The organism is Burkholderia sp. AU38729 (assembly GCF_020419725.1).
Taxonomy (GTDB): domain Bacteria; phylum Pseudomonadota; class Gammaproteobacteria; order Burkholderiales; family Burkholderiaceae; genus Burkholderia.
Window position 1 is genome coordinate 155,987 of record NZ_JAIZQO010000008.1, and the last position, 23,107, is coordinate 179,093.

At 67.2% G+C, this 23,107-nt stretch carries 28 protein-coding genes; 23 read left to right on the top strand and 5 right to left on the bottom strand.

The window, feature by feature from the left end:
• The first annotated feature begins 14 nt into the window (after positions 1–14).
• From LGM56_RS21800 to LGM56_RS21820, 5 genes are all read left to right on the top strand, one after another.
• On the top strand, positions 15–437 hold the full coding sequence (locus LGM56_RS21800) for a rhodanese-like domain-containing protein (protein ID WP_089426395.1): 423 nt from the start codon (positions 15–17) through the stop codon (positions 435–437).
• Positions 434–694 carry a glutaredoxin 3 gene (gene grxC, locus LGM56_RS21805; protein ID WP_039346228.1) on the top strand — a complete coding sequence of 87 codons (261 nt, stop codon included), beginning with the start codon at positions 434–436 and terminating at the stop codon, positions 692–694. The genes LGM56_RS21800 and grxC overlap by 4 nt, the downstream gene beginning before the upstream one ends.
• A gap of 107 nt (positions 695–801) precedes the next feature.
• Entirely contained in the window at positions 802–1,284 is a 483-nt protein-coding gene (gene secB / locus LGM56_RS21810) for a protein-export chaperone SecB (protein WP_089426394.1), read from the top strand.
• Between the two features lie 25 nt (positions 1,285–1,309).
• Positions 1,310–2,308, top strand: a complete 999-nt coding sequence (locus LGM56_RS21815) for an NAD(P)H-dependent glycerol-3-phosphate dehydrogenase (protein ID WP_089495688.1) — start codon at positions 1,310–1,312, stop codon at positions 2,306–2,308.
• Between the two features lie 95 nt (positions 2,309–2,403).
• Positions 2,404–2,928 carry an O-acetyl-ADP-ribose deacetylase gene (locus LGM56_RS21820; protein ID WP_089426392.1) on the top strand — a complete coding sequence of 175 codons (525 nt, stop codon included), beginning with the start codon at positions 2,404–2,406 and terminating at the stop codon, positions 2,926–2,928.
• 34 nt (positions 2,929–2,962) lie between these two features.
• On the opposite strand, the gene trmL is transcribed toward LGM56_RS21820, so the two are convergent.
• Positions 2,963–3,433, bottom strand: coding sequence for a tRNA (uridine(34)/cytosine(34)/5-carboxymethylaminomethyluridine(34)-2'-O)-methyltransferase TrmL (trmL, locus tag LGM56_RS21825; protein WP_089495686.1), 471 nt, complete (start codon positions 3,431–3,433; stop codon positions 2,963–2,965).
• 103 nt (positions 3,434–3,536) lie between these two features.
• Positions 3,537–4,334 (bottom strand): ComF family protein, encoded by a 798-nt coding sequence (locus tag LGM56_RS21830; protein ID WP_089495685.1) that lies wholly within the window; start codon positions 4,332–4,334, stop codon positions 3,537–3,539.
• A gap of 81 nt (positions 4,335–4,415) precedes the next feature.
• On the opposite strand from LGM56_RS21830, the gene LGM56_RS21835 reads away from it, so the two are divergent.
• The 8 genes from LGM56_RS21835 (at position 4,416) to LGM56_RS21870 (ending at position 11,474) form a co-directional block, all read left to right on the top strand.
• Complete coding sequence (locus tag LGM56_RS21835; RefSeq protein WP_226206764.1) at positions 4,416–5,381, top strand: methyltransferase domain-containing protein; 966 nt, start codon at positions 4,416–4,418, stop codon at positions 5,379–5,381.
• Between the two features lie 195 nt (positions 5,382–5,576).
• Positions 5,577–6,101 (top strand): DUF2244 domain-containing protein, encoded by a 525-nt coding sequence (locus tag LGM56_RS21840; RefSeq protein ID WP_089441077.1) that lies wholly within the window; start codon positions 5,577–5,579, stop codon positions 6,099–6,101.
• A gap of 55 nt (positions 6,102–6,156) precedes the next feature.
• Positions 6,157–7,752, top strand: a complete 1,596-nt coding sequence (gene coxB / locus LGM56_RS21845) for a cytochrome c oxidase subunit II (protein ID WP_089495683.1) — start codon at positions 6,157–6,159, stop codon at positions 7,750–7,752.
• 43 nt (positions 7,753–7,795) lie between these two features.
• Positions 7,796–9,403, top strand: coding sequence for a cytochrome c oxidase subunit I (gene ctaD, locus LGM56_RS21850; protein WP_069248929.1), 1,608 nt, complete (start codon positions 7,796–7,798; stop codon positions 9,401–9,403).
• Between the two features lie 69 nt (positions 9,404–9,472).
• Positions 9,473–9,613, top strand: coding sequence for a cytochrome oxidase small assembly protein (locus LGM56_RS21855; RefSeq protein ID WP_006760728.1), 141 nt, complete (start codon positions 9,473–9,475; stop codon positions 9,611–9,613).
• A 35-nt stretch (positions 9,614–9,648) separates the two neighbouring features.
• A complete protein-coding gene (locus LGM56_RS21860) occupies positions 9,649–10,257 on the top strand; it encodes a cytochrome c oxidase assembly protein (RefSeq protein WP_089426388.1) in 609 nt (202 codons plus the stop codon).
• Between the two features lie 17 nt (positions 10,258–10,274).
• Positions 10,275–10,475, top strand: a complete 201-nt coding sequence (locus LGM56_RS21865) for a DUF2970 domain-containing protein (protein ID WP_089426387.1) — start codon at positions 10,275–10,277, stop codon at positions 10,473–10,475.
• 141 nt (positions 10,476–10,616) lie between these two features.
• Complete coding sequence (locus LGM56_RS21870) at positions 10,617–11,474, top strand: cytochrome c oxidase subunit 3 (RefSeq protein WP_059233128.1); 858 nt, start codon at positions 10,617–10,619, stop codon at positions 11,472–11,474.
• Positions 11,475–11,645: 171 nt separating this feature from the next.
• Here the strand turns inward: LGM56_RS21870 and LGM56_RS21875 are convergent, their stop codons facing one another.
• Entirely contained in the window at positions 11,646–11,855 is a 210-nt protein-coding gene (locus LGM56_RS21875) for a twin transmembrane helix small protein (protein ID WP_043187227.1), read from the bottom strand.
• An 84-nt stretch (positions 11,856–11,939) separates the two neighbouring features.
• On the opposite strand from LGM56_RS21875, the gene LGM56_RS21880 reads away from it, so the two are divergent.
• From LGM56_RS21880 to LGM56_RS21900, 5 genes are read left to right on the top strand one after another with little or no spacing between them, the layout of a single operon-like run.
• Complete coding sequence (locus LGM56_RS21880) at positions 11,940–12,650, top strand: SURF1 family protein (protein WP_226206858.1); 711 nt, start codon at positions 11,940–11,942, stop codon at positions 12,648–12,650.
• A gap of 60 nt (positions 12,651–12,710) precedes the next feature.
• Positions 12,711–13,337 carry an SCO family protein gene (locus LGM56_RS21885; RefSeq protein ID WP_089431714.1) on the top strand — a complete coding sequence of 209 codons (627 nt, stop codon included), beginning with the start codon at positions 12,711–12,713 and terminating at the stop codon, positions 13,335–13,337.
• Between the two features lie 24 nt (positions 13,338–13,361).
• Positions 13,362–14,474 carry a COX15/CtaA family protein gene (locus LGM56_RS21890; RefSeq protein ID WP_226206765.1) on the top strand — a complete coding sequence of 371 codons (1,113 nt, stop codon included), beginning with the start codon at positions 13,362–13,364 and terminating at the stop codon, positions 14,472–14,474.
• Between the two features lie 8 nt (positions 14,475–14,482).
• The gene (gene cyoE, locus LGM56_RS21895; protein WP_089441071.1) at positions 14,483–15,385 is read left to right on the top strand and encodes a heme o synthase; all 903 of its coding nucleotides are present in this window, start codon (positions 14,483–14,485) and stop codon (positions 15,383–15,385) included.
• 18 nt (positions 15,386–15,403) lie between these two features.
• Positions 15,404–16,021, top strand: coding sequence for an SCO family protein (locus tag LGM56_RS21900; protein ID WP_043187233.1), 618 nt, complete (start codon positions 15,404–15,406; stop codon positions 16,019–16,021).
• Between the two features lie 151 nt (positions 16,022–16,172).
• On the opposite strand, the gene LGM56_RS21905 is transcribed toward LGM56_RS21900, so the two are convergent.
• Positions 16,173–16,463, bottom strand: a complete 291-nt coding sequence (locus LGM56_RS21905) for a YciI family protein (protein WP_089441070.1) — start codon at positions 16,461–16,463, stop codon at positions 16,173–16,175.
• Positions 16,464–16,711: 248 nt separating this feature from the next.
• On the opposite strand from LGM56_RS21905, the gene LGM56_RS21910 reads away from it, so the two are divergent.
• Together LGM56_RS21910 and LGM56_RS21915 are read left to right on the top strand one after the other, a co-directional pair.
• Positions 16,712–18,292, top strand: coding sequence for a methyl-accepting chemotaxis protein (locus LGM56_RS21910; protein WP_226206766.1), 1,581 nt, complete (start codon positions 16,712–16,714; stop codon positions 18,290–18,292).
• A 236-nt stretch (positions 18,293–18,528) separates the two neighbouring features.
• Positions 18,529–19,344 carry a MetQ/NlpA family ABC transporter substrate-binding protein gene (locus LGM56_RS21915; protein ID WP_226206767.1) on the top strand — a complete coding sequence of 272 codons (816 nt, stop codon included), beginning with the start codon at positions 18,529–18,531 and terminating at the stop codon, positions 19,342–19,344.
• 111 nt (positions 19,345–19,455) lie between these two features.
• Here LGM56_RS21915 and LGM56_RS21920 read toward each other — a convergent pair whose 3' ends face one another.
• A complete protein-coding gene (locus LGM56_RS21920; protein ID WP_226206768.1) occupies positions 19,456–19,764 on the bottom strand; it encodes a VF_A0006 family four-cysteine protein in 309 nt (102 codons plus the stop codon).
• Positions 19,765–20,097: 333 nt separating this feature from the next.
• Between LGM56_RS21920 and LGM56_RS21925 the strand changes: the two genes are divergently transcribed.
• From LGM56_RS21925 to LGM56_RS21935, 3 genes are all read left to right on the top strand, one after another.
• Positions 20,098–21,063, top strand: a complete 966-nt coding sequence (locus LGM56_RS21925; RefSeq protein WP_226206769.1) for an ABC transporter substrate-binding protein — start codon at positions 20,098–20,100, stop codon at positions 21,061–21,063.
• A gap of 139 nt (positions 21,064–21,202) precedes the next feature.
• Positions 21,203–22,099 (top strand): ABC transporter permease, encoded by an 897-nt coding sequence (locus LGM56_RS21930; RefSeq protein WP_039346181.1) that lies wholly within the window; start codon positions 21,203–21,205, stop codon positions 22,097–22,099.
• Position 22,100: 1 nt separating this feature from the next.
• Positions 22,101–22,895, top strand: a complete 795-nt coding sequence (locus LGM56_RS21935; protein WP_011353261.1) for an ABC transporter ATP-binding protein — start codon at positions 22,101–22,103, stop codon at positions 22,893–22,895.
• The last annotated feature ends 212 nt before the right edge of the window (positions 22,896–23,107 follow it).

Here is a 23,107-nt window from a genome sequence, read left to right on the forward strand (position 1 = left end):
TCCGGCGGAATTCCGTGACGTTCTTTACCAATTACACCAACCTGGCCCTTATCGCGATCCTGGTGGTATCCGGCGGCCTGCTGGCGTGGCCCGCGCTGCGCCGCGGCCGCGGCGGCTTGTCGGCCGCGGAGGCGACGCAACTCATCAACCGCCGCAACGCGGTCGTGATCGACGTGCGCGCCGCGTCCGACTTCGCTGCCGGCCACCTGCCGTCGGCGCGCCAGGTCGCGGCGGGCGAGATCGGCACGAAGATCGCGCAGGTCGCGAAGAACAAGAGCACGCCGGTGCTGCTCGTCTGCCAGAACGGCCAGCAGTCGCAGAAGGCGGCGCGCGAGGTCGAGGCGGCGGGTTACGCCGAGGTGCACGTGCTCGAGGGCGGCGTGGCCGCCTGGCAGCAGGCCGGGATGCCGGTCGTCAAACAAGGAGTGGCGAAGTGAACAAGGTTTTGATGTACAGCACGCAGGTGTGTCCGTATTGCATCCAGGCCGAGCGCCTGCTGAAGCTGCGCGGTGTCGAGCAGATCGAGAAGGTGCTGATCGACCGCGATCCGGCCCGTCGCGACGAAATGATGACGCGCACGGGGCGCCGCACGGTGCCGCAGATCTATATCGGCGACACGCACGTCGGCGGTTACGACGATCTGTCGAAGCTCGACCGCGAAGGCGGCCTCGTCCCGCTTCTGCAAGCGGCCTGATTAGGGCAGAATGGCCGCCGGCCGCGCCGCGGCTTGGGCGCGCAGGATTCATCCGTGGCGGCCGGCGTGAAGCCGGGCCGCCCCGTCACCACTTTTAGGGAAACACCATGTCCGACGTCGAAAACCAACCGTTCTTCAACATCCAGCGCGTCTACCTGAAGGATATGTCGCTCGAGCAGCCGAATTCGCCGGCGATCTTCCTCGAGCAGGACATGCCGTCGGTTGAAGTCGAAGTCGACGTCAAGGCCGACCGCCTCGCGGAAAGCGTGTTCGAAGTCGTCGTGTCGGGCACCGTCACCGCAAAGGTGAAGGACAAGATCGCGTTCCTGATCGAAGCGAAGCAGGCCGGCATTTTCGACATCCGCAACATTCCGGACGAACAGCTCGACCCGCTCGTCGGCATCGCCTGCCCGACGATCCTGTTCCCGTACCTGCGTTCGAACATCGCCGACGCGATCACGCGTGCGGGCTTCCCGCCGATCCACCTGGCGGAAATCAACTTCCAGGCGCTGTACGAACAACGCCTCGCGCAGCTTCAGCAGCAGGCCGGTGCCGCAGCAGGCGCACCGAACGGCACGACGCTGAACTGACGTTTCACTCGGACCGGTGCTGGGTATGAAAGTAGCCGTTCTCGGCGCCGGTGCCTGGGGCACCGCGCTCGCGGGCCATCTGGCCGCGCGGCACGATACGCTTTTGTGGGCGCGCGACGCCGCGCTCATCGCCGGGCTGCAGGCCCGGCACGAAAATTCCCGCTATCTGGACGGCATCGCGCTGCCTGACGTGTTGCGCTACGACGCCGATCTCGGCGCCGCGCTCGCGCATGGCGCCGCGGACGACGCATTGTGCGTGATCGCCGCGCCGGTGGCCGGGTTGCGCACGCTGTGTCACGCGATGCGCGACGCAGGCTGCGTGCCCGCGCATGTCGTCTGGGTTTGCAAGGGCTTCGAGGCCGACACGCATCTGCTGCCGCATCAGGTGATCGCGGCCGAGCTGCCCGGGCAGCTCAGCAACGGCGTGCTGTCGGGGCCGAGCTTCGCGCGCGAAGTCGGGCAGTCGCTGCCCGTCGCGCTGACGGTGGCGAGCACGTCCGCCGAATGCCGCGAGCGCACGCTCGCCGCGTTCCATCACGGCGCGATGCGGATCTACACGGGTGACGACGTGGTCGGCGTCGAGGTCGGCGGCGCGGTGAAGAACGTGCTCGCGATCGCGACCGGCATCGCCGACGGTCTCGGCCTCGGGCTGAACGCGCGCGCCGCGCTGATTACGCGCGGCCTCGCCGAAATGTCGCGCCTCGGTGTCGCGCTCGGCGGCCGGGCGGAAACCTTCACGGGCCTCACGGGCCTCGGCGACCTGATCCTCACCGCCACGGGCGACCTGTCGCGCAACCGCACGGTCGGCCTGCAGCTGGCGGCCGGCCGCACGCTGAACGACATCCTCGGCGCGCTCGGCCACGTGGCCGAAGGTGTGCGCTGCGCGCAGGCCGTGCTGGCCATCGCACGCGCGCAGTCGATCGAAATGCCGATCACCGAAGCCGTGTGCGGCGTGCTGTTCGACGGCATCGCGCCGCGCGACGCCGTCAGCGGCCTGCTGCGGCGCGACGCGCGCGCCGAGTAACGCGGCCCGGCGCCGCCTGGCGCCGTGTTCACTGCGGGCGCGCGGCGTCAAAGCGCGCTACGCTTGAACAGTCTCCGGCGTTCCGGGAGGTTGTCATGCTGCAGATCCATTCCACCACGCTCGATGCGCAGGTCGTCGACATCACGACGCTCGATGTCGATGCGATCGTCAACGCCGCGAACGGCTCGCTGCTCGGCGGGGGCGGCGTCGACGGCGCGATCCATCGCGCGGCCGGCCCCGGCCTGCTTGCCGAATGCCGCACGCTCGGCGGCTGCGAGACGGGCGACGCCAAGCTCACGCGCGGTCATGGGTTGCCGGCGCGCTACGTGATCCATGCGGTCGGACCCGTGTGGCACGGCGGCGGGCGCGGCGAGGCCGACCTGCTCGCGTCGTGCTACCGGCGCGCGATCGAGCTGGCCGAGGAGGTCGCGGCGACGTCGATCGCGTTCCCGGCGATCAGCTGCGGCATCTATCGTTATCCGGCCGAGGAAGCTGTCGAGATCGCGGTGGGCACCGTTGCCGAAATGCTGCCGCAGGCGCCGAACCTCGCACGCGTGGTGTTCGCGTGCTTTTCTCCCGACATCTACGACCTGTATCGCGCGCGGCTCGCACGGACGTGACGCGTCCCGCGGGGCGCGCTGCGCCGTGCAGGCGTCAGGCGCCGCCTTCGAAGCCGGCCTGGCGCCACGCCTCGAATACGACCACCGCGACCGTGTTCGACAGGTTCAGGCTCCGGTTGTCCGGCCGCATCGGCAGGCGCACGCGCTGTGCGTTCGGGAAGCGCTCGAGCAGCTCGGCGGGCAGGCCGCGCGTTTCCGAGCCGAACACGAACCAGTCGCCGGGCAGGAACGCGTGATCGTGGAAGCGGCCCGAGCCGCGCGTCGTGAACGCGAACATTCGCGCGGGGTCGGGCGTTTCCGTCGCGACGAACGCATCCCAGTCGCGGTGCACGCGCATCTGCGCATACTCGTGATAGTCGAGGCCCGCGCGGCGCATCCGCGCGTCGTCGAGCGGGAAGCCGAGCGGCTCGATCAGGTGCAGGCGCGCGCCCGTGTTGGCGCACAGGCGGATCACGTTGCCGGTGTTCGGCGGAATTTCGGGGGCGACTAGGACGACGTTGAACATGTTTCGGTCTGGCTGGGCCGGCCGGGACGGCGCAACGCGCGCTCCCGGCCGGCCGGTTCGTGGCGGCCGCCGCCGTGTCCGGGCGGCTGGCCTCTCTATCTAATTAATCCCTGGCGGTGCGCAGCGCAACCAGATTCGTCACGCGCGCGGCGCCCGCCGCTTTCAGCGCGTGCGCGGCGGCCGCAAGCGTCGCGCCGGAGGTCATCACGTCGTCGACCAGCGCGACGTGGCGGCCGGCGACGCCGCCCGCCACCGCGAATGCCGCCATCACGTTGTCGCGCCGTGCGTGCCGGTCGAGCCGCGACTGCGGCGCGGTGTCGGCGACGCGCGCGAGCAGCACCGCATCCGCGCGCACGCCGAGCCGCCGCGCGAGCGGACGCGCGATCGCCCACGCCTGGTTGTAGCCGCGCGCGACGAGCCGCCGGTGCGACAGCGGTACCGGCGCCACCAGGTCGAAGCCGCCGGCGCCGGGCGTATCGTCGATCAACCGGGCGAGCCGCGCCGCGAATTCGGTGCCGAGCGCGAGTTGCCGGTGAAACTTCAGGCCGCGCGCGAGCCCGTCGAGCGGTGCGCGGTAATCCGCCAGCGCGAGCGTCGCATCGAACGGCGGCGGCGCCGTGCGGCACGCGTCGCAACGGTATGCGGTAACGCGGCCGGCGCGAGCGCCACGTAGCGGGGGCGAACGCGATGGCCCGATGCCCAGCGGCAGCGCGCAGACGTCGCAGCGCAGCCGCGCTTCATTCCAGTACGCGGCGTCGCAAGCACCGCAAATCACGGCGTGTGACAAATTGCCGCACAGTGCGCAGCGATTCGGCAGCGCGACCGCGATGACGCGCGCTGCCAGCGCGCGAACCTGCGACAAAGCGACGCGCATCGTGCGCGGGGCGGAACGGCGGATCATTGCAACACTCCTGACACCCCGCCTCAATGAAGCCTGCGGGGCGAGCGAGTATACTTCGGGCTCTTCGCCAGTGTGCCCGACATGTCCCCAGCTTCGACTTCAACCGGCCGTCCGGCCAATGACGCAAGGCGCCTGCGGCGGATCTTCGACCGCCGTGCCGCCACGTTCGATGCGGTCGCGTTCCTGCCGCGCGAGATCGCGCAGCGCATGAACGAGCGCCTCGAATACATCAAGGTGAGCCCCACGGCCGTGCTGGACGCGGGCTGCGGCCCGGGCGACGACCTGCCGGCGCTGCGCGCGCGCTTTCCCGAGGCGCCCGTGTTCGGCGTCGACCTGTCCGGCGCGATGCTCGCGCGAGCAGGGCAGCGCGAGGTCGAGCAGACGAGCTGGCGCCGCTGGCTGCCGGCCTCGCTCGGCCGCGCACTGGGCCCGCGCGGCCCGCGCGTCGCGCAGGCCGATTTCGCCGCGCTGCCGTTTCCCGGCGGCGCGTTCGACCTGATCTGGTCGAATCTCGCCCTCCACTGGCATTCGCGCCCGGACGCGGTGCTGCCCGAATGGCAGCGCGTGCTGCGCGCGAACGGGCTGCTGATGTTCAGCACGCTCGGCCCCGATACGCTGCGCGAACTGCGCGCGGCCTGCGCGGACGCCGAAGCGGCGCTGGGCACGGCGCCGCCCGCCGCGCGCGTGATCGATTTCGTCGACATGCACGACCTCGGCGACATGCTCGTCGAGAGCGGCTTCGAGATTCCGGTGATGGATCAGGAAGTGCTGACCGTCACCTACAAATCCCCCGACTCGCTGCTGGCCGACGTGCGCCGCTGGGGCGCCTATCCGTTCGACCGCGAGGCGCCGCAGCGCGCGACGCGGCGCTTTCGCGCGGCGCTCGGCGACGCGCTGGAGGCCCGCCGGCGCGAGGACGGCACGATTCCGCTGACATTCGAAGTGATCTACGGCCACGCGTGGAAGGCCGTGCCCCGCACGACCGCCGAAGGGCACGGGATCGTGCGCATCGAGGACATCGGAAAGGGGCGTCCGAAGAATCGGTAAAGCGGTAAAGAGGGGTTTTGTTATGTCTGAAATTAGCGGCGCAAAGCGGGGTCGAATTGGCGCCTAAAATGGCCGGAAAGCTTGTCGCGCTTGGCTCGCGGGCCGATAGTCGCTTGCTTGTGGATGCCATTGAACCCGCCTATAATGCGTCAGCTTGTCGTCCCGGGGTCCCCGCAATACGGGCCGACGAGTCCGATGCAGGCATGCATCGCATGCCATTCGCGTGAGGCGGCGATGGAAGCAGCGAGGGTGTTGGCGGAGACGACGAACGGCGAGCCGGTCCTCGAAGACTGGCTGATGAAACGCAACTGTTCGGCGTCGCCGCGCCAGTTCGTGCTGTTTTATGCGTCGCTCGCGAGCTTCTCGCTGGTGATCGCGACATTGCTGATGTGGCGGGGGGCTTGGCTCGTCATGCCCTTCACCGGAATCGAGTTGCTGGCTGTGGGTGTCGCATTTGCGATCTATGCTCGCCATGCGGTCGATTACGAACGCATCAGGCTGTATCCGCACCGGCTCGTGATCGAGCGGATGGATGCGGAGCGGCTCACGCAGATCGAATTCAACCCGCGCTGGGTGCGGGTCGAGCCGGGTGCGACGCCACGCGATCCGATTCGGCTGGTATCGCGCGGGCAGACCGTCGTAATCGGTCAGCATCTCGCGCAGTACAAGCGTGCGCAGTTCGCCGACGAACTGCGTATATCGCTCAGGCGCTGCGGCTGACGAGGCGCGGGCACCGGCGGATAGGGCCGGTCGCTTGCGACGGGGGAGGGTTTGAATGGAAATTTTGGGTAAGGATGCTATGAAAACAATCAAGCGAGCCCTCGCGGGCGTGCTGGCATGCAGCGGATTGCTCTTTGCCGGTGCCGCCCTGGCGGTCGGTGATAGCCCGGGCGGCCCCCGTGTCAACGAGATCAACTTTCAGCCGCCTGTCACGAAGATCGCCGAGGAGCTCTACGATCTCCACACGATGATGCTCATCCTCTGTACGGTGATCTTCGTCGGCGTGTTCGGCGTGATGTTCTATTCGATCTTCGCGCACCGCAAATCCAAGGGCCACAAGGCCGCCAATTTCCATGAAAGCACGACCGTCGAGATCATCTGGACGATCGTGCCGTTCGTCATCGTCGTGCTGATGGCGCTGCCGGCGACGAAGGCCGTCGTCGCGATGAAGGACACGACCAACGCCGATCTCACGATCAAGGTCACCGGCTACCAGTGGAAGTGGGGCTACGACTACGTGAAGGGCCCGGGCGAGGGCATCGGCTTCCTGTCGACGCTCAGCACCCCGCGTGACGAAGTGATGGGCAAGAAGCCGATCACCGACACCTATCTGCAGGAAGTCGACAACCCGCTCGTCGTGCCGGTCAACAAGAAGATCCGCATCATCACGACCGCGAACGACGTCGTCCACTCGTGGTACGTGCCCGCGTTCGGCGTGAAGCAGGATGCGATCCCCGGCTTCGTGCGCGACACGTGGTTCAAGGCCGACAAGGTCGGTACGTTCCGCGGTTTCTGTACCGAGCTGTGCGGCAAGGAACACGCGTACATGCCGGTCGTGGTCGAAGTCCTGTCGGATGACGACTACGCGAAGTGGGTCACCGCGCAGAAGGCCAAGCTGGCCAGCGCCGCAGTCGATCCGAACAAGGTCTACACGATGGCTGAGCTCGTCGCGCACGGCGAGGAAGTCTATAAGGCGAACTGCGCGGCCTGCCACCAGGTGAACGGCAAGGGCCTCGGCGCCTTCCCGGCCATGGATGGCAGCCCGATCGTGAACGGCCCGATCGCTGCTCACGTCGAGCGCGTGCTGCACGGCAAGGGCGCGATGCCGTCCTGGGCGTCGCTGTCGGATCTCGACATCGCGTCGGTCGTCACGTACGAACGCAATTCGTGGGGCAACCACAAGAACGACCTGCTGCAGCCGAAGCAAGTGGCCGACGCGCGTAACGGCAAGATGCCGGAAGACGCGGCGGGCGCAGCGGCAGCGGCACCGGCGGAAGCCGCTTCGGCACCGGCGCAGGCTGCGTCGGGCGCGGAGCAGCCGGCGGCAGCGGCCTCGGCCGCACTGTCGACGATCTACTTCGAGACGGGCAAGAGCGTGCTGCCGGCCGACGCGAAGGCGGCGATCGCCGCCGCGGCCGACTATGCGAAGGCACATCCGGACGCGAAGCTCGCGCTGTCGGGTTTTACCGACAAGACGGGCTCGGCCGACGCGAACGCCGAACTGGCGAAGCATCGCGCACAAGCCGTGCGCGACGCGCTGAAGGCAGCAGGCGTGGCGGAAGACCACATTATTCTCAAAAAGCCGGAAACGATCACGGGCGGGGCTGACGCGAAGGAAGCCCGGCGTGTCGAGATCGGCCCGGCGGCTTGACGTGTCGCTGAGTTAGTCGACGTATTCGCATTAGGAGATTCTCATGTCTAGCATCGGGCACGACGTAGCCGCGGACCACGCGCACGACGACCACGCGCACGAAATGCCGCACGGCTGGCGGCGCTGGCTGTTCGCCACCAACCACAAGGACATCGGTACGCTGTACCTGTTGTTCTCGTTCATCATGTTCCTGTCGGGCGGCGTGATGGCGCTCGCCATCCGGGCCGAGCTGTTCGAACCGGGCCTGCAGATCATGCGTCCGGAGTTCTTCAACGAACTCACGACGATGCACGGCCTGATCATGGTGTTCGGCGCGATCATGCCGGCGTTCGTCGGCTTCGCGAACTGGATGATTCCGCTGCAGATCGGCGCGTCCGACATGGCGTTCGCGCGGATGAACAACTTCAGCTTCTGGCTGCTGCCGGTCGCGGCCGTGCTGCTGGTCGGTTCGTTCTTCGCGCCGGGCGGCGCGACGGCCGCCGGCTGGACGCTGTACGCGCCGCTGTCGACGCAGATGGGTCCGGGCATGGACTTCGCCATCTTCGCGGTCCACATCATGGGCGCCTCGTCGATCATGGGCGGGATCAACATCGTCGTGACGATCCTGAACATGCGCGCACCGGGCATGACGCTGATGAAGATGCCGATGTTCGCATGGACGTGGCTGATCACGGCGTACCTGCTGATCGCGGTGATGCCGGTTCTGGCAGGCGCGATCACGATGGTGCTGTTCGACCGCCACTTCGGCACGTCGTTCTTCAACGCGGCAGGCGGCGGCGACCCGGTGATGTACCAGCACATCTTCTGGTTCTTCGGCCACCCCGAGGTGTACATCATGATTCTGCCGGCGTTCGGGATCGTGTCGCAGGTGATCCCGGCGTTCGCACGCAAGACGCTGTTCGGCTATAGCTCGATGGTGTACGCGACGGCTTCGATCGCAATCCTGTCGTTCATGGTCTGGGCGCACCACATGTTCGCAACGGGCATGCCGGTCACCGGCCAGCTGTTCTTCATGTACGCGACGATGCTGATCGCGGTGCCGACGGGCGTGAAGGTGTTCAACTGGCTCGCGACGATGTGGCGCGGCTCGATGACGTTCGAAACCCCGATGCTGTTCGCGATCGGCTTCCTGTTCGTGTTCACGTTCGGCGGTCTCACGGGCCTGATGCTCGCGATGGCGCCGCTCGACATCCAGTATCACGGTACCTACTTCGTGGTGGCGCACTTCCACTACGTGCTGGTGGCCGGCTCATTGTTCGCGCTGTTCTCGGGCTGGTACTACTGGGCGCCGAAGTGGACGGGCTGGATGTACAACGAGACGCGCGGCAAGATCCACTTCTGGGCGTCGATGATCTTCTTCAACCTGACGTTCTTCCCGATGCACTTCGTCGGTCTCGCAGGCATGCCGCGTCGCTACGCGGACTACCCGGCGCAGTTCACGGACTTCAACCAGGTGGCGACGATCGGCGCATTCGGCTTCGGCCTCGCGCAGGTGTACTTCCTGTTCGCCGTTGCGCTGCCGGCCTACCGTGGCGGCGGCGAGCTGGAAAAGGCGTCGGACAAGCCGTGGGATGGCGCGGAAGGCCTCGAGTGGACGGTGCCGAGCCCGGCTCCCTTCCACACGTTCGAGCAACCGCCGCACGTCGAGTAAGTTTCACAGTGCGTTCCGCCGCTGCCTGCCGCGCAGGCAGGCGCGGCGGGCGCCGAACCGAAGTGTCAGATGAACCGGAATCCACAAGAAAGACGAACGCCCGAGCAGATCCGCGCGGGCAACAAGCGGCTCGGCCTCATCCTGCTCGTCATCGCCGCCGTTTTTTTTGTGGGTGTCGTGATCAAGCAGTGGTGGCTGTCCACTCACTGATGCAGCAACAGACGCAGTAGCGAGGAAGTTGTCGTATGTCGAAGCCGGAAGAGGGCGCCGTCGATCGCGCGTTCAATCGTTCGATGCTGGTGAAGCTCTTCGTCGTGGCCGGGCTGATGTTCGGTTTCGGCTTCGCGCTGATCCCGATGTATCGGGCGATCTGCCAGATCACCGGCATCAACAACCTGGTGCAGCGCGATGTCAGCGAGCGCGAGGTGAAGAACTCGCAGGTCGACTATAGCCGCACGGTGTCGGTCGAGTTCGATGCGAACGCGCGCGGCCCGCTCGGTTTCAAGCCGGAGCACAACAGTCTCGACGTGCATCCGGGCGAGCTGATGACGATCGTGTACGACGTGACGAACGGGCAGGGCCGGCCGGTCGTTGCGCAGGCGATTCCGAGCTACGCGCCGAAGCAGGCGACGGAGTTCTTCAAGAAGATCGAGTGCTTTTGCTTTACGCAGCAGACGCTGGCCGCGAACGAGTCGCGCAAGATGCCGGTGGTGTTCGTGATCGATCCGAAACTGCCGAAGGACGTGAAGACGATCACGCTGTCGTACACGTTCTTCGAGCTGAATACGCCGGCCACGCCGGCGCCGGCGCCGGGCAAGACCGCGGCGCAGGGCGCGGCGAAGCCGGACGCATGACGACGGAGGCGGGGGCGATGACGGAGGGCAAGCGGGGCGGATCGTTCGGCCAGGCGCTGAAAGCGGTGTTGTGGTCGTTCTTCGGGGTGCGCAAGCGGCGCGACCTGGAGGCCGATGCGACGCAGCTGAATCCGCTGCACGTGCTGATCGTCGCGTTGTTGGCAGCCGGTTTGTTCATCGGCGTGCTGATCCTGGTCGTGCGTGCCGTCGTGGGCTGAAGCCCGCGGCCACGAAGGAAGAATGCAGTGCGTGGCGCCACGGCGCCGCGTGCAGGAAGGAGCGGTGGTGGTCACGCCGCGCAAGAAATAAAGCCGGAGCGGTTTCCGGTACACAAATTGGACAGAAGTGGAGAATCAAGCATGAGCGGTCAAAACCAGACCCCGTACTATTTCGTGCCGCATCCGTCGCACCATCCGATCAGTGCGGCCATCGGCCTGCTGGTCATGCTCGGATCGGCGGCGCTGTGGATCAACGGTCACGACTGGGCGCCGTTTACGGCGCTGCTCGGCCTGCTGTGGTTGCTCTTCACGCTGTATCACTGGTTCGGCGACGCGATCGCCGAATCGGAAGGCGGTCATTACGGCAAGAATGTCGACAAGTCGTACCGCTGGAGCATGAGCTGGTTCATCTTCTCGGAAGTCATGTTCTTCGGCGCGTTCTTCGGCGCGCTGTTCTATGCACGTGAAATCGCGCTGCATCAGCTCGGCAGCCTTGACTACAAGCTGATCTGGCCGGATTTCTCCGCCGTGTGGCCGAACGAAGGCCCCGCCGCGCTCGCCGGTCACTTCAAGACGATGGGCCCGTGGCCGATCCCGACGCTGAATACCGCATTCCTGCTGTCGTCGGGCGTGACGCTGACGATCTCGCACCACGCACTGCGTGACGATCATCGCAAGAAGGCGATCGCCTGGCTGGCCGCGACGCTCGCGTTCGGTATCTGCTTCCTGTTCCTGCAAGGCTTCGAGTACTACCACGCGTACAACGAACTGAACCTGACGCTGAACTCGGGCGTGTATGGTTCGACGTTCTTCCTGCTGACCGGCTTCCACGGCTTCCACGTGTTCCTCGGCGGCACGATGCTCGCGGTGGTGCTGGTGCGGATGATCCGCGGCCACTTCAAGCCCGATCACCACTTCGCATTCGAAGGCGCCGCGTGGTACTGGCACTTCGTCGACGTCGTCTGGCTCGGCCTGTACGTCGTCGTCTACTGGCTGTAAATGGAACAACGGCCCGCGCAGCAATGCGCGGGCCGTTTTCATTGGGTCGGCCGGGCAGCGTGACTGCCGGCCTTCACCACCCGGGCGCCGCCGCGACTCAGTCAGGCGGCGCTTTTGCTTGGTGCCGTGGCCGTGCGGCGAAATGCCACGGCGGCCGCGGCGGCGAATCGATCAACGCCCGATCGGCAGGCCGGTCGAATGGATCCAGCCCATCCCGTTCGCGATCAGGATGAGCAGGAACAGCGACACCGACAGCCCGACGCGGGTGGCGAGCGACCAGACCATGCGTTTCGTGTGGCCGCGGTCGTGCATCATGAAGTAGAGCGCCGAGCCCATGCTGGCAATGATGAGGACGAAGGCGATGGGAACGAGTATGTGCATGACACGAACCGGACGACGGCAATTCGAAAGGAAGAGGATAATTATCGCACTTCGCCTGTCGGCAGGTGCCGGGCGGGCCGCATGATGAAGATCCGCTGGCTGCCCGCGTTGCTGATCCTCGTCGTCGTCGCGGTCACGATCCGTCTCGGTTTCTGGCAGCGCGACCGCGCGCACCAGAAGGAAGCGCTGCAGGCGAGCATCGCGCGCTACGAGCAGGCGGCGCCCGTCGACATCGGCGCGCAGCCGATGCCGCTCGCGTCGATCGAGTTCCATCGCGTGCGTGCGACGGGCCGGTTCCTGCCCGAGCAGGCCGTGTTCCTCGACAATCGGCCGTATAACGACCAGCCGGGTTTTTACGTCGTGATGCCGTTTAAACTCACGGGCGGCGGCGTCGTGCTCGTGAACCGCGGCTGGCTGCCGCGCAATATCGCCGATCGCACGGCGATCGAGCCGTTCGCGACGCCCGCGGGCGTCGTCGAGATCGTGGGCATCGCGCGCGCCGACGCGTCGCGAGCGTTCGAGCTCGGCGAAGGCGGGTCGGCGGCGCACCAGAAGATCCGGCAGAACCTGGACGTCGCCGCGTATGCGAAGGAAACGGGGCTGCCGCTGCAGCCGTTCGTGATCCAGCAGACGAGCGACGACGGCGACAAGCTCGTGCGCGACTGGCCGGCGGCGACGACCGGCGTCGAGCGCAATTACGGTTACATGTTTCAGTGGTGGGCGATGGCGGCGGCCGCGCTCGGCTTCGGCCTGTACGCCGCGCGGCGTGCGGCGAAGAAGTCGGCCGGCGCGTGAGCGCCATGCCAGGACGCGGCGCTCGCGCCGCGGGTTCGTTTCGAGAGGTCTGATTTGTCCATGCAATCTCCCCGTCAAGGTTCGGCCGCTGCGCCGATGTCGCCGGCGGCCCGCAAGCGCGGCCGCTGGATGCTCGTGCTGCTGGGTCTCGTGTGCGCCGCGCCGATGATCGCGTCGTACTTCACCTATTACGTGATCAAGCCGAAGGGCGGCTCGACCAACTACGGCACGCTGATCGAGCCGCAGCGCCCGATCCCCGCGGATCTGCAGGTAACCGACGAAACCGGCAAGACCGTGCCGCTGTCGTCGCTGCGCGGCGTGTGGCTGTTCGTGATGACCGACCGCAGCGCGTGCGACGAGGCCTGCGCGAAGAAGCTCTATTTCATGCGCCAGATCCGCGTCACGCAGGCGGGCGAGCGGCACCGGCTCACGATGGTCTGGCTGCGCAGCGATGCGGGCGCGATGCCGCAGAAGGTGCTGGACGCGTACCCCGACACGCGCCGGCTCGTCGCCGATCCGGCCGCGGTGGCCGCGTGGCTGCCGGCCGACGCCGGCACGAAGGACAGCGACCACCTCTACATGGTCGACCCGAACGGCAACCTGATGATGCGTTTCCCGAAGGATCCGAACCCCGGCAAGATCAAGGCGGACGTGACGAAGCTGCTGAAGTGGTCGAGCATCGGCTAACGCAACACGAGAGGCATTGAACCGATGGCGTATCTACTGCAACTCGGCCTGATCGGCTTCTGCATCGCGCTGCTGCCGCTGTCGTACGTGTGGGTGAAGGCCGACGACAACAAGTTTCGCAAGCTGGTGTGGATCACCACCTTCCTGACGCTCGACCTGGTGATGTTCGGCGGCTTCACGCGGCTGACCGATTCGGGGCTCGGCTGCCCGGACTGGCCCGGCTGCTACGGCACGTCGTCGCCGTTCATCGCGCACGCCGCGATCACGGCCGCGCACCAGGCGATGCCGACGGGCCCCGTCAGCATGTCGAAGGCGTGGATCGAGATGATCCACCGCTATTTCGCGATGGCGATCGGCGTGCTGATCATCGCGCAGGTCGTGATCGCGTGGTCCGCGCGGCTGCGCCGCCGCCCTCTGCACGTGTCGCCGTGGTGGCCGACGAGCCTACTGCTGCTGATCCTCGTGCAGGGCGCGTTTGGCGCGTGGACGGTCACGATGAAGCTGCAGCCGGTGATCGTCACGATCCATCTGCTGCTCGGCCTCGCGCTGCTCGGCACGCTCGGCTGGCTCGCGGCGCGGCAGACGCCGCTGCCGTCGCATGACCCCGAAGCCGGCCGCTATTGCGCGGCCGCGCTCGCGGCGCTCGTGCTGCTGGTCGTGCAGATCGCGCTCGGCGGCTGGGTGAGCACCAACTACGCGGTGCTCGCGTGCACCGACTTCCCGACCTGCAACGGCCAGTGGATCCCGCCGATGGATTTCCAGCACGGCTTCCACCTGTGGCGCGCGCTCGGGATGACGAAGGACGGCGACGCGATCACGCAGGACGCGCTGGTCGCGATCCACTGGACGCACCGCACGTTCGCGTTCGTGGTGGTCGCGTACCTGGTCGCGTTCGCGCTGAAGATGCGCCGCTTCGATTCGCTGCGGCGCCCCGCGAACGGCGTGCTGGTGGTGGTCCTGCTGCAGTTCGTGACGGGCCTGACCAACGTCGTGCTGCAGTGGCCGCTGCCGGTCGCCGTCGCGCACAACGGCGGGGCCGCGATCCTGCTGCTGCTCGTCGTCATGTTAAACTTTCGCATCCTTTCAAGCCGCCCCGGCCGTGTCGCGCAGCCTGCGCGCGACGCCGCCCCGGCGTGACCGCCCCCATGCAAAGCACCCTCTCCCAATCGCCCGGTAGCCGGTTTTCGCAGTACATGGCATTGACGAAGCCGCGTGTCACGCAGCTCGCGGTGTTCTGCGCGGTGATCGGCATGTTCCTCGCGACGCCGGGCATGGTGCCGTGGCACGTGCTGATCGGCGGTACGGTCGGCATCTGGCTGCTGGCCGGCGCCGCGTTCGCGATCAACTGCCTCGTCGAACAGAAGATCGACGCGATGATGCGCCGCACCGCGTGGCGCCCGTCCGCGCGCGGCGAGATCACGCCCCCGCAGATCCTGATCTTCTCGGCCGTGCTCGGCAGTGTCGGCGCATGGACGCTCTATACGTTCACGAACCCGCTGACGATGTGGCTGACGATCGCCACCTTCGTCGGCTACGCGGTGATCTACACGCTGCTGCTCAAGCCGATGACGCCGCAGAACATCGTGATCGGCGGCGCGTCGGGCGCGATGCCGCCGGCGCTCGGCTGGGCCGCGGTCACCGGCGCGGTGCCGGGCGACGCGTGGATCCTCGTGCTGATCATCTTCGTGTGGACGCCGCCGCATTTCTGGGTGCTCGCGCTGTATCGCCGCAAGGATTACGAGAACGCGGGGCTGCCGATGCTGCCGGTCACGCACGGCGAGAAGTTCACGCGGCTGCACATCCTGCTGTACACGGTGATCCTGTTCGCGGTTACGCTGATGCCGTTCATCTCCGGGATGAGCGGGGCCGTCTACCTGACGAGCGCGGTGCTGCTCGGCGCGGTGTTCCTCGCGTATGCGTGGAAGATTCATCGCGACTACTCGGACGAACTCGCCCGCAAGGCCTTCCGCTACTCGATCGTCTACCTGTCGCTGCTGTTCGCCGCGCTGCTCGTCGATCACTATGCACGCCCGCTGCTCGGCGTGTAACCGCACGGTTTGAACGCAATGCTCCAATCACGGTTCGGGCGCCGCGCGCGCCAAGGCTGGATGCTCGCGTGCGCATTCACGGCAGCGCTGCTGCTCGCCGGATGCGACAACGCGCCGAAATTCCAGAATCTCGACATCACCGGCAACACGCAGTTCGGCAGCGACTTCTCGCTGCCCGATACGGCCGGCAAGGTACGCACGCTCGCCGATTTCAAGGGTAAGGCCGTCGTGATGTTCTTCGGCTATACACACTGCCCGGACGTGTGCCCGACGACGATGGCCGAGCTGTCCGAAGCGCTGAAGCAGCTCGGGCCCGATGCCGCGAAGCGCGTGCAGGTGCTGTTCGTCACCGTCGATCCGGAGCGTGACACGCCGGCGTTGCTCGGCCAGTACGTGCCCGCGTTCGATCCGTCGTTCATCGGCCTGCGGCCCGCCGACGAAGCGGCACTGAAGAAGGTCACGAAGGATTTCCGCGTGTACTACGCGAAGGTGCCCGGCAAGACGCCCGGCAGCTACACGATGGATCATACGGCCGCGAGCTACGTGTTCGACCGCGACGGCAAGCTGCGCCTGTTCGTGCGCGACGGCCAGGGCCCCGGCCCGTGGGTCCACGACCTGAAGCTGTTGGTCGACTGACCGGCAGCCGCCGGGCGCCCGGCCCGGCGATCACGTGACGGCCGCCTCGCGCCGTCACGTTTTCCCGCTCTCTTCGTTGTTTGCATACGCCGCCCGGGGGGCGGCGTGTCGGCGTGCGCGCGTATCGTGCAGAGGTCGTGCAGAGGTCGCGTTACGGCAGCGCGGGCACGTTGAAGCCGGTTGCGGCACGCGTGATCCGGAATTCCGTCACGCGATACGTGGCGAGCCCCTCGATGACGAACGGATCGGTATTCAGGATCGCGTCCAGTTCGTCGCGATCGATGCGGGCCGCGAGGATCACGCCGCCTTCGCGCGGCACCTTCGGCCCCGCTGCGATGAAGATGCCCTTGTCGAACTGCGGCTGCAGGAATGCGCGATGGCGTTCGAGCGCGTCGTCGATGCGCTCGAGCGATGCGGTGTAGTGAATGTCGATGACGTACATGGGTGGCCCTCGGAATGGCGCCGGCTCTTCGTGTGCCGGCTAGCCGGTCTTTTTAGCACAGCAGATGCGGACTGTCGCGCCGGCGGCCGCGGTGCGGCGCAGGGCGCGGGCGGCCTGTCGATCGCCGGTTCGCGGCGCCGGCCGTATTCAAGTTGTAAGCCTCGGTGCCGTAAATGAATGAGCAAGCGTTTGCGCGCGGCAGGCCGTTCGCGCGCAGCGTGCGCATCGACATCGACAGAGGCACGCAGATGAGCAGAATGAGTTTGAACCGCAAGCTGTGGCTCGCGCTTGCGCTGGTATGGATCGGTCTCCTGGGCGTCGGCGCATGGAGCGCGTACGAGACGCGCGCGACGATGCTCGCCGAACGCAAGGCCGGCATCGCGAATCTCGTCGATTCGGCGGCCGGCATCGTGCAGGCGTATCACGCACTCGCTCAGAGCGGCACGCTGCCGGAGGCCGATGCGAAGCGCGACGCGCTCGCGAGCCTCGCCGCGATGCGCTACGGCGATTCGGGCTACGTGTTCGTGATGGACTCGAAGCCGGTCGTGCTGATGCATCCGACGCTGCCGAAGCTCGTCAACACGCAGGTCGGCGACTATCTCGACCCGGACGGCAAGCCGCTGTTCGTCGCGATCCTGAACGCCGCGAAGGAAACCGGCAGCGGCTTCGCCGAGTATCGCGGGCGCCTGCCGCACAGCGAGACCGCCGTGCCGAAGATCAGCTACGTCACGCGATTTACGCCGTGGGACTGGAACATCTCGAGCGGCGTGTTCCTGAAGGACATCGACGCCCTCTATTACCGGACGCTGCTCGGCCACCTCGCGGTCGTGTTCGTGATCGGCTTCGTGATCAGCGCGGCGATGCTGGTGATCATCCGCAACGTGCGCAGCAGCCTCGGCGGCGAGCCCGACGAAGCGGCCGCGCTCGCGACGCGCATCGCGCAGGGCGACCTGACGCAGCCGGTGCCGGTTCGCGCGGGCGACCGTACGAGCATGATGGCCGCGATGCACGACATGCAGGCACGGCTGCAGGCGACGATCGGCGGAATTCGCCAGTCGGCCGGATCGATCGCGTCGGCGAGCCGCCAGATCTCGGCCGGCAACGACGACCTGTCGCAGCGCACCGAGGAGCAGGCCGCGTCGCTGGAAGAAACCGCCGCGAGCATGGAGCAGCTGACCGCGACCGTGAAGCAGAACGCCGACAACGCGCGGCAGGCGAGCGGGCTCGCGAACAGCGCATCGGAGATCGCGCGCATGGGGAGCGACGTCGTGAACCGCGTGATCGGCACGATGGGCCAGATCGACGACAGCTCGCGCAAGATCGCCGACATCATCGGCGTGATCGAAGGCATCGCGTTCCAGACCAACATCCTCGCGCTGAACGCGGCGGTCGAAGCCGCACGCGCCGGCGAGCAGGGCCGCGGCTTCGCGGTGGTCGCGGGCGAGGTGCGCTCGCTCGCGCAGCGCAGCGCGACGGCGTCGAAGGAGATCCGCGAGCTGATCGTCGATTCGGTCGAGCGCGTGCGCAACGGGTCGACACTGGTCGGCCAGGCCGGCACGACGATGGGCGAGATCCTGCAGGCCGTCGCACGCGTGACCGACATCATGGGCGAGATCGCGGCGGCGTCCGAGGAGCAGGCGAGCGGCATCACGCAGGTCGGGCGCGCGGTCACGCAGATGGACCAGGTGACGCAGCAGAACGCGGCGCTCGTCGAGGAGGCCGCCGCGGCCGCCGCGTCGCTGCAGGAACAGGCCGCGCGACTGCGCGATACGGTCGGCGCGTTCCGGGTCGGCGGGCAGGTGGGCGAGCCGGCATTCGAGACGAAGTAGGCCGACCGGGCGGCGGTGGCGTAACGCGCTCGGGCCGATGCGCGACTCGCACAAATGCAACTAACGGCCGAATCGCGACACCCCTGCCAGCACCGCTGCGGTGCATACCCATATGAGCGGGATGTATTTCACTTCCCGCCGATCCTGTGACACCATTTGCCCCTTCCTGCGAGTCGGGGCATACCCGTATCGCGCCCCATTTTCAGTCATCCAGTAAGCAAGAAAGCGAGAAACAGATGAAGCGTCGCAGTCTCCTGAAGGTATTTTCCGTGCTGGCCACCGGTGCGGCACTGACGCTGTCGGCAGGCGCGCACGCCGAAGACAAGGTGATCAAGGTCGGCACGGTCGCCGGCCCGGATTCGGAAGTGTGGCAGCTCGTGCAGAAGGTCGCGAAGGAGAAGGAAGGCCTGAACGTGAAGGTCATCGAGTTCAACGACTACGTGCAGCCGAACGCGGCGCTCGACTCGGGCGACCTCGACGCCAACAGCTTCCAGCACCAGCCCTACCTCGACAGCCAGGTGAAGCAGCGCGGCTACAAGCTGGTCAGCGCGGGCCTGACCTACATCTCGCCAATGGGCGTGTACTCGAAGAAGTTCAAGGCGCTGAAGGACCTGCCGCAAGGCGCGAAGGTCGCGGTGCCGAACGATCCGTCGAACGAGAACCGCGCGCTGCTGCTGCTGCAGACGCAAGGCCTGATCAAGCTGAAGGCGGGCGCCGGCACGGGCGGCAACAACGCGACGGTGCTCGACATCGCCGACAACCCGAAGAAGCTGAAGATCTCCGAACTCGACGCCGCGCAACTGCCGCGCGTGCTGTCGGACGTCGACGCGGCCGTGATCAACACGAACTACGCGCTCGCCGCGAACCTGCAGCCGACCAAGGACGCGATCGCGCTCGAATCGCTGACGAGCCCGTATGCGAACCTGATCGCCGTGCGCGCGAAGGACAAGGACCAGCCGTGGGTGAAGAAGCTGGTCAAGGCATACCAGTCGCCGGAAGTGCGGGAATTCATCAAGAAGCAGTTCAAGGGCTCGATGGTCGCGTCGTTCTGAACGCCGCCCACCCGCCGGAGCGCTGAACGAAAAGGCCTGCATCGCGCAGGCCTTTTTCATTGGCGCGGCCGATCGACGACGGCCGCACGGTGTGGCGCGTTCAACGCCGGCTCACATCTCGCCGCGCCGCGAGCAGATCGACATGATCTGCTGGATCGCATAGTTGTCGCGCACGCCCGGCAGCGACTGCACGACGCACTCGTGAAAACGCCGCTCGCGCGGCAGCAGCATCGCGTTGTTGCGATACAGCGCGTCGCACGAGCGCTGGATCAGTTGCGCCGCCGCGCCGTTGCGGCTTTCGCGCAGCGCATTGAGCATGCAGTCGTCGTATTGCGCACTGCCGTCGGTCAGTGCGAATGCCGCACCCGGCAGCGCCAGCGCGACGGCCGCGCATGCGATGGCTCGGCTCCCCCGTTTCATGTGCCCTCCGATGGCGTGGACTGGGTCGGCCGACAGCATAACGTAAAGCCGCGCACGTGGCTGACGCGTTGTGCCGGGGCCGGCCGGAACCCCTGCCGGACGGGCTTCACGCGCGTTCGCGCACGTCGGCGCGCGCTTCAATCCGGGGCGCGATACGAAAGCGCGGAGTCAGGCGGTGGTCTGCGGAAATGGTATCCTCGTGCGTTCGCCGCTGCACGCTTTCCCGGAGCGTGCGCGGGCCGTTCGCCAGCGCGTCGTACGCATGGCGGCGCCCGCCCGACGGCGGCGGGAATCCATCATCCAGAACCGACACAATACGGGGGAGACACACCCATGAAGCGTTTCAAGACTTTCGCGATCCGTTCGATCACGGCCGGCGTGGCCGCACTCGCGCTGGCCGGTGCCGCGCACGCCCAGACCGTCAAGGTGCTGTCGATCGTCGACCACCCGGCGCTCGACGCGATCCGCGACGGCGTGCGCGCCGAGCTGAAGGCGGAAGGTTACGGCGACGACAAGCTCAAGTGGGAATATCAGAGCGCGCAGGGCAACACGGGCACGGCCGCACAGATCGCGCGCAAGTTCGTCGGCGACCAGCCCGACGTGATCGTCGCGATCGCGACGCCGGCCGCGCAGGCGGTGGTGGCCTCGACGAAGAGCGTGCCGGTCGTCTATTCGGGCGTGACCGATCCGGTCGCCGCGCAGCTCGTGAAGGGCTGGGGCGCGTCGGGCACCAACGTGACGGGCGTATCCGACAAGCTGCCGCTCGATCGCCAGGTCGCGCTGATCAAGCGCGTCGTGCCGAATGCGAAGACGGTCGGCATGGTCTACAACCCGGGCGAGGCGAACTCGGTCGTCGTCGTGAAGGAGCTCAAGGAGATCCTCGCGAAGCAGGGGATGACGCTGAAGGAAGCGGCCGCGCCGCGCACCGTCGACATCGGCCCGGCCGCGAAGAGCCTGATCGGCAAGGTCGACGTGATCTACACGAACACCGACAACAACGTCGTGTCCGCGTACGAAGCGCTCGTGAAGGTCGCAAACGAAGCGAAGATCCCGCTCGTCGCCGGCGACACCGACAGCGTGAAGCGCGGCGGCATCGCGGCGCTCGGCATCAACTACGGCGACCTCGGCCGCCAGACGGGCAAGGTCGTCGCGCGCATCCTGAAGGGTGAGAAGCCGGGCGCGATCGCATCGGAAACGAGCAGCAACCTCGAGTTGTTCGCGAACACGGGCGCGGCCGCGAAGCAGGGCGTGACGCTGTCGCCGGATCTGCTCAAGGACGCGAAGACGGTCATCAAGTAAGCCGCGGCCCGACCGCCGCGCTTGCGGGCCCGATCCGGGCCTGAACGACACCGCCGGACGGGCGGCTCCCACCCGGGGCCGCCCGTTCGCTTCGCCCGGCCGTACACGTCCGGCCGGGAAGCAACAGGATTTCCCCATCATGTCTCTGTTCTCGTTTCTGGGCGCGCTGGAGATCGGCCTGATCTTCAGCCTCGTCGCCCTCGGGGTGCTGATCTCGTTTCGCATCCTCAACTTCCCCGACCTCACCGTCGACGGCAGCTTTCCGCTCGGCGGCGCCGTCGCCGCGACGCTGATCTCGGCCGGCTACGACCCGTTCAGCTCGACCTGCATCGCGATCGTCGCGGGCGCGGTGGCAGGCTTCATCACCGGCTGGCTCAACGTGCGCCTGAAGATCATGGACCTGCTCGCCAGTATCCTGATGATGATCGCGCTCTATTCGGTGAACCTGCGGATCATGGGCCGGCCGAACGTGCCGCTCATTACCGAGCCGACCATTTTCACCGTGCTGCAGCCGGACTGGATGCCCGACTACGTGCTGCGCCCGGCGCTGCTCGCGATCGTCGTCGTGGTCGCGAAGCTTGGCCTCGACTGGTTCTTCTCGTCGCAGCTCGGCCTCGCGATGCGCGCGACCGGCGCGAACCCGCGGATGGCGCGTGCGCAGGGCATCGCGACCGGCCGTGCGACGCTCGCCGGGATGGCGCTGTCGAACGCGCTCGTCGCGCTTGCAGGCGCCCTGTTCGCGCAGACGCAGGGCGGCGCGGATATCTCGATGGGGATCGGCACGATCGTGATCGGGCTGGCCGCGGTGATCATCGGCGAGACGCTGCTGCCGGCGCGCCGGCTCGTGCTGACGACGCTCGCCGTCGTGCTCGGCGCGATCGTCTATCGCTTCTTCATCGCGCTTGCGCTCAACAGCGAATTCATCGGGCTGAAGGCGCAGGATCTGAACCTCGTGACGGCGGCGCTCGTCACGATCGCGCTGGTGCTGCCGGCGACGCGCAAGAAGCTGTTCGCGCGCAAGAACGGAGGCGCCTGACATGCTGTCCGCACAAGACCTGAAACTCACGTTCAATCCCGGCACGCCGATCGAGACGCGCGCGCTGCGCGGGCTGTCGCTCGAGATTCCCGACGGCCAGTTCGTCGCGGTGATCGGCTCGAACGGCGCCGGCAAGTCGACCTTCCTCAATGCGGTCAGCGGCGACCAGGCCGTCGATGCGGGACGCATCTCGATCGACGGCACCGATGTGACGCGCAAGGCCGCGTGGGATCGCGCGCACCTCGTCGCGCGCGTGTTCCAGGATCCGATGGCCGGCACCTGCGAGGCGCTGACGATCGAGGAGAACATGGCGCTCGCGATGGCGCGCGGTGCGCGGCGCGGCTTCCGGGCCGCGCTCGACCGGCCGTCGCGCGAGCTGTTCCGCGACAAGCTGCGGCTGCTGAACCTCGGCCTCGAGAACCGGTTGACCGACCGGATCGGGCTGCTGTCGGGCGGCCAGCGGCAGGCGGTGAGCCTGTTGATGGCGTCGCTGCGGCCGTCGCGGATCCTGCTGCTCGACGAGCACACGGCCGCGCTCGACCCGAAGACGGCCGCGTTCGTGCTGGAGCTGACCGCGCGCATCGTCGCCGAGAGCAAGCTGACGACGATGATGGTCACGCACAGCATGCGGCAGGCGCTCGACTACGGGGACCGCACGGTGATGCTGCACCAGGGGCAGGTCGTGCTCGACGTGTCGGGCGACGCGCGCAAGGGGCTCGACGTGCCGGACCTGCTGCAGATGTTCGAGAAGGTGCGGCACGAGCAGCTCGACGACGACGCATTGCTGCTCGGCTGACGGGCGGCAGGCGGGGCCGGCGCGGTGTGCAGGGTGCGCATCGTGCCGGTTGGCCGGCCGGGCCGGGCTCTGCTCCGTTCGGCCCGGCTGTGCGATTCGGTTCGCATGCGCCGCATCGGCGCCCGAGGGGTGTGGCGTCCGTCCGGGCGGTGCGAGCCGGTGATGCCGGGGCGACCCGCCGTCATAGCGTGGGCCTGCCGGCTTTTCACCCG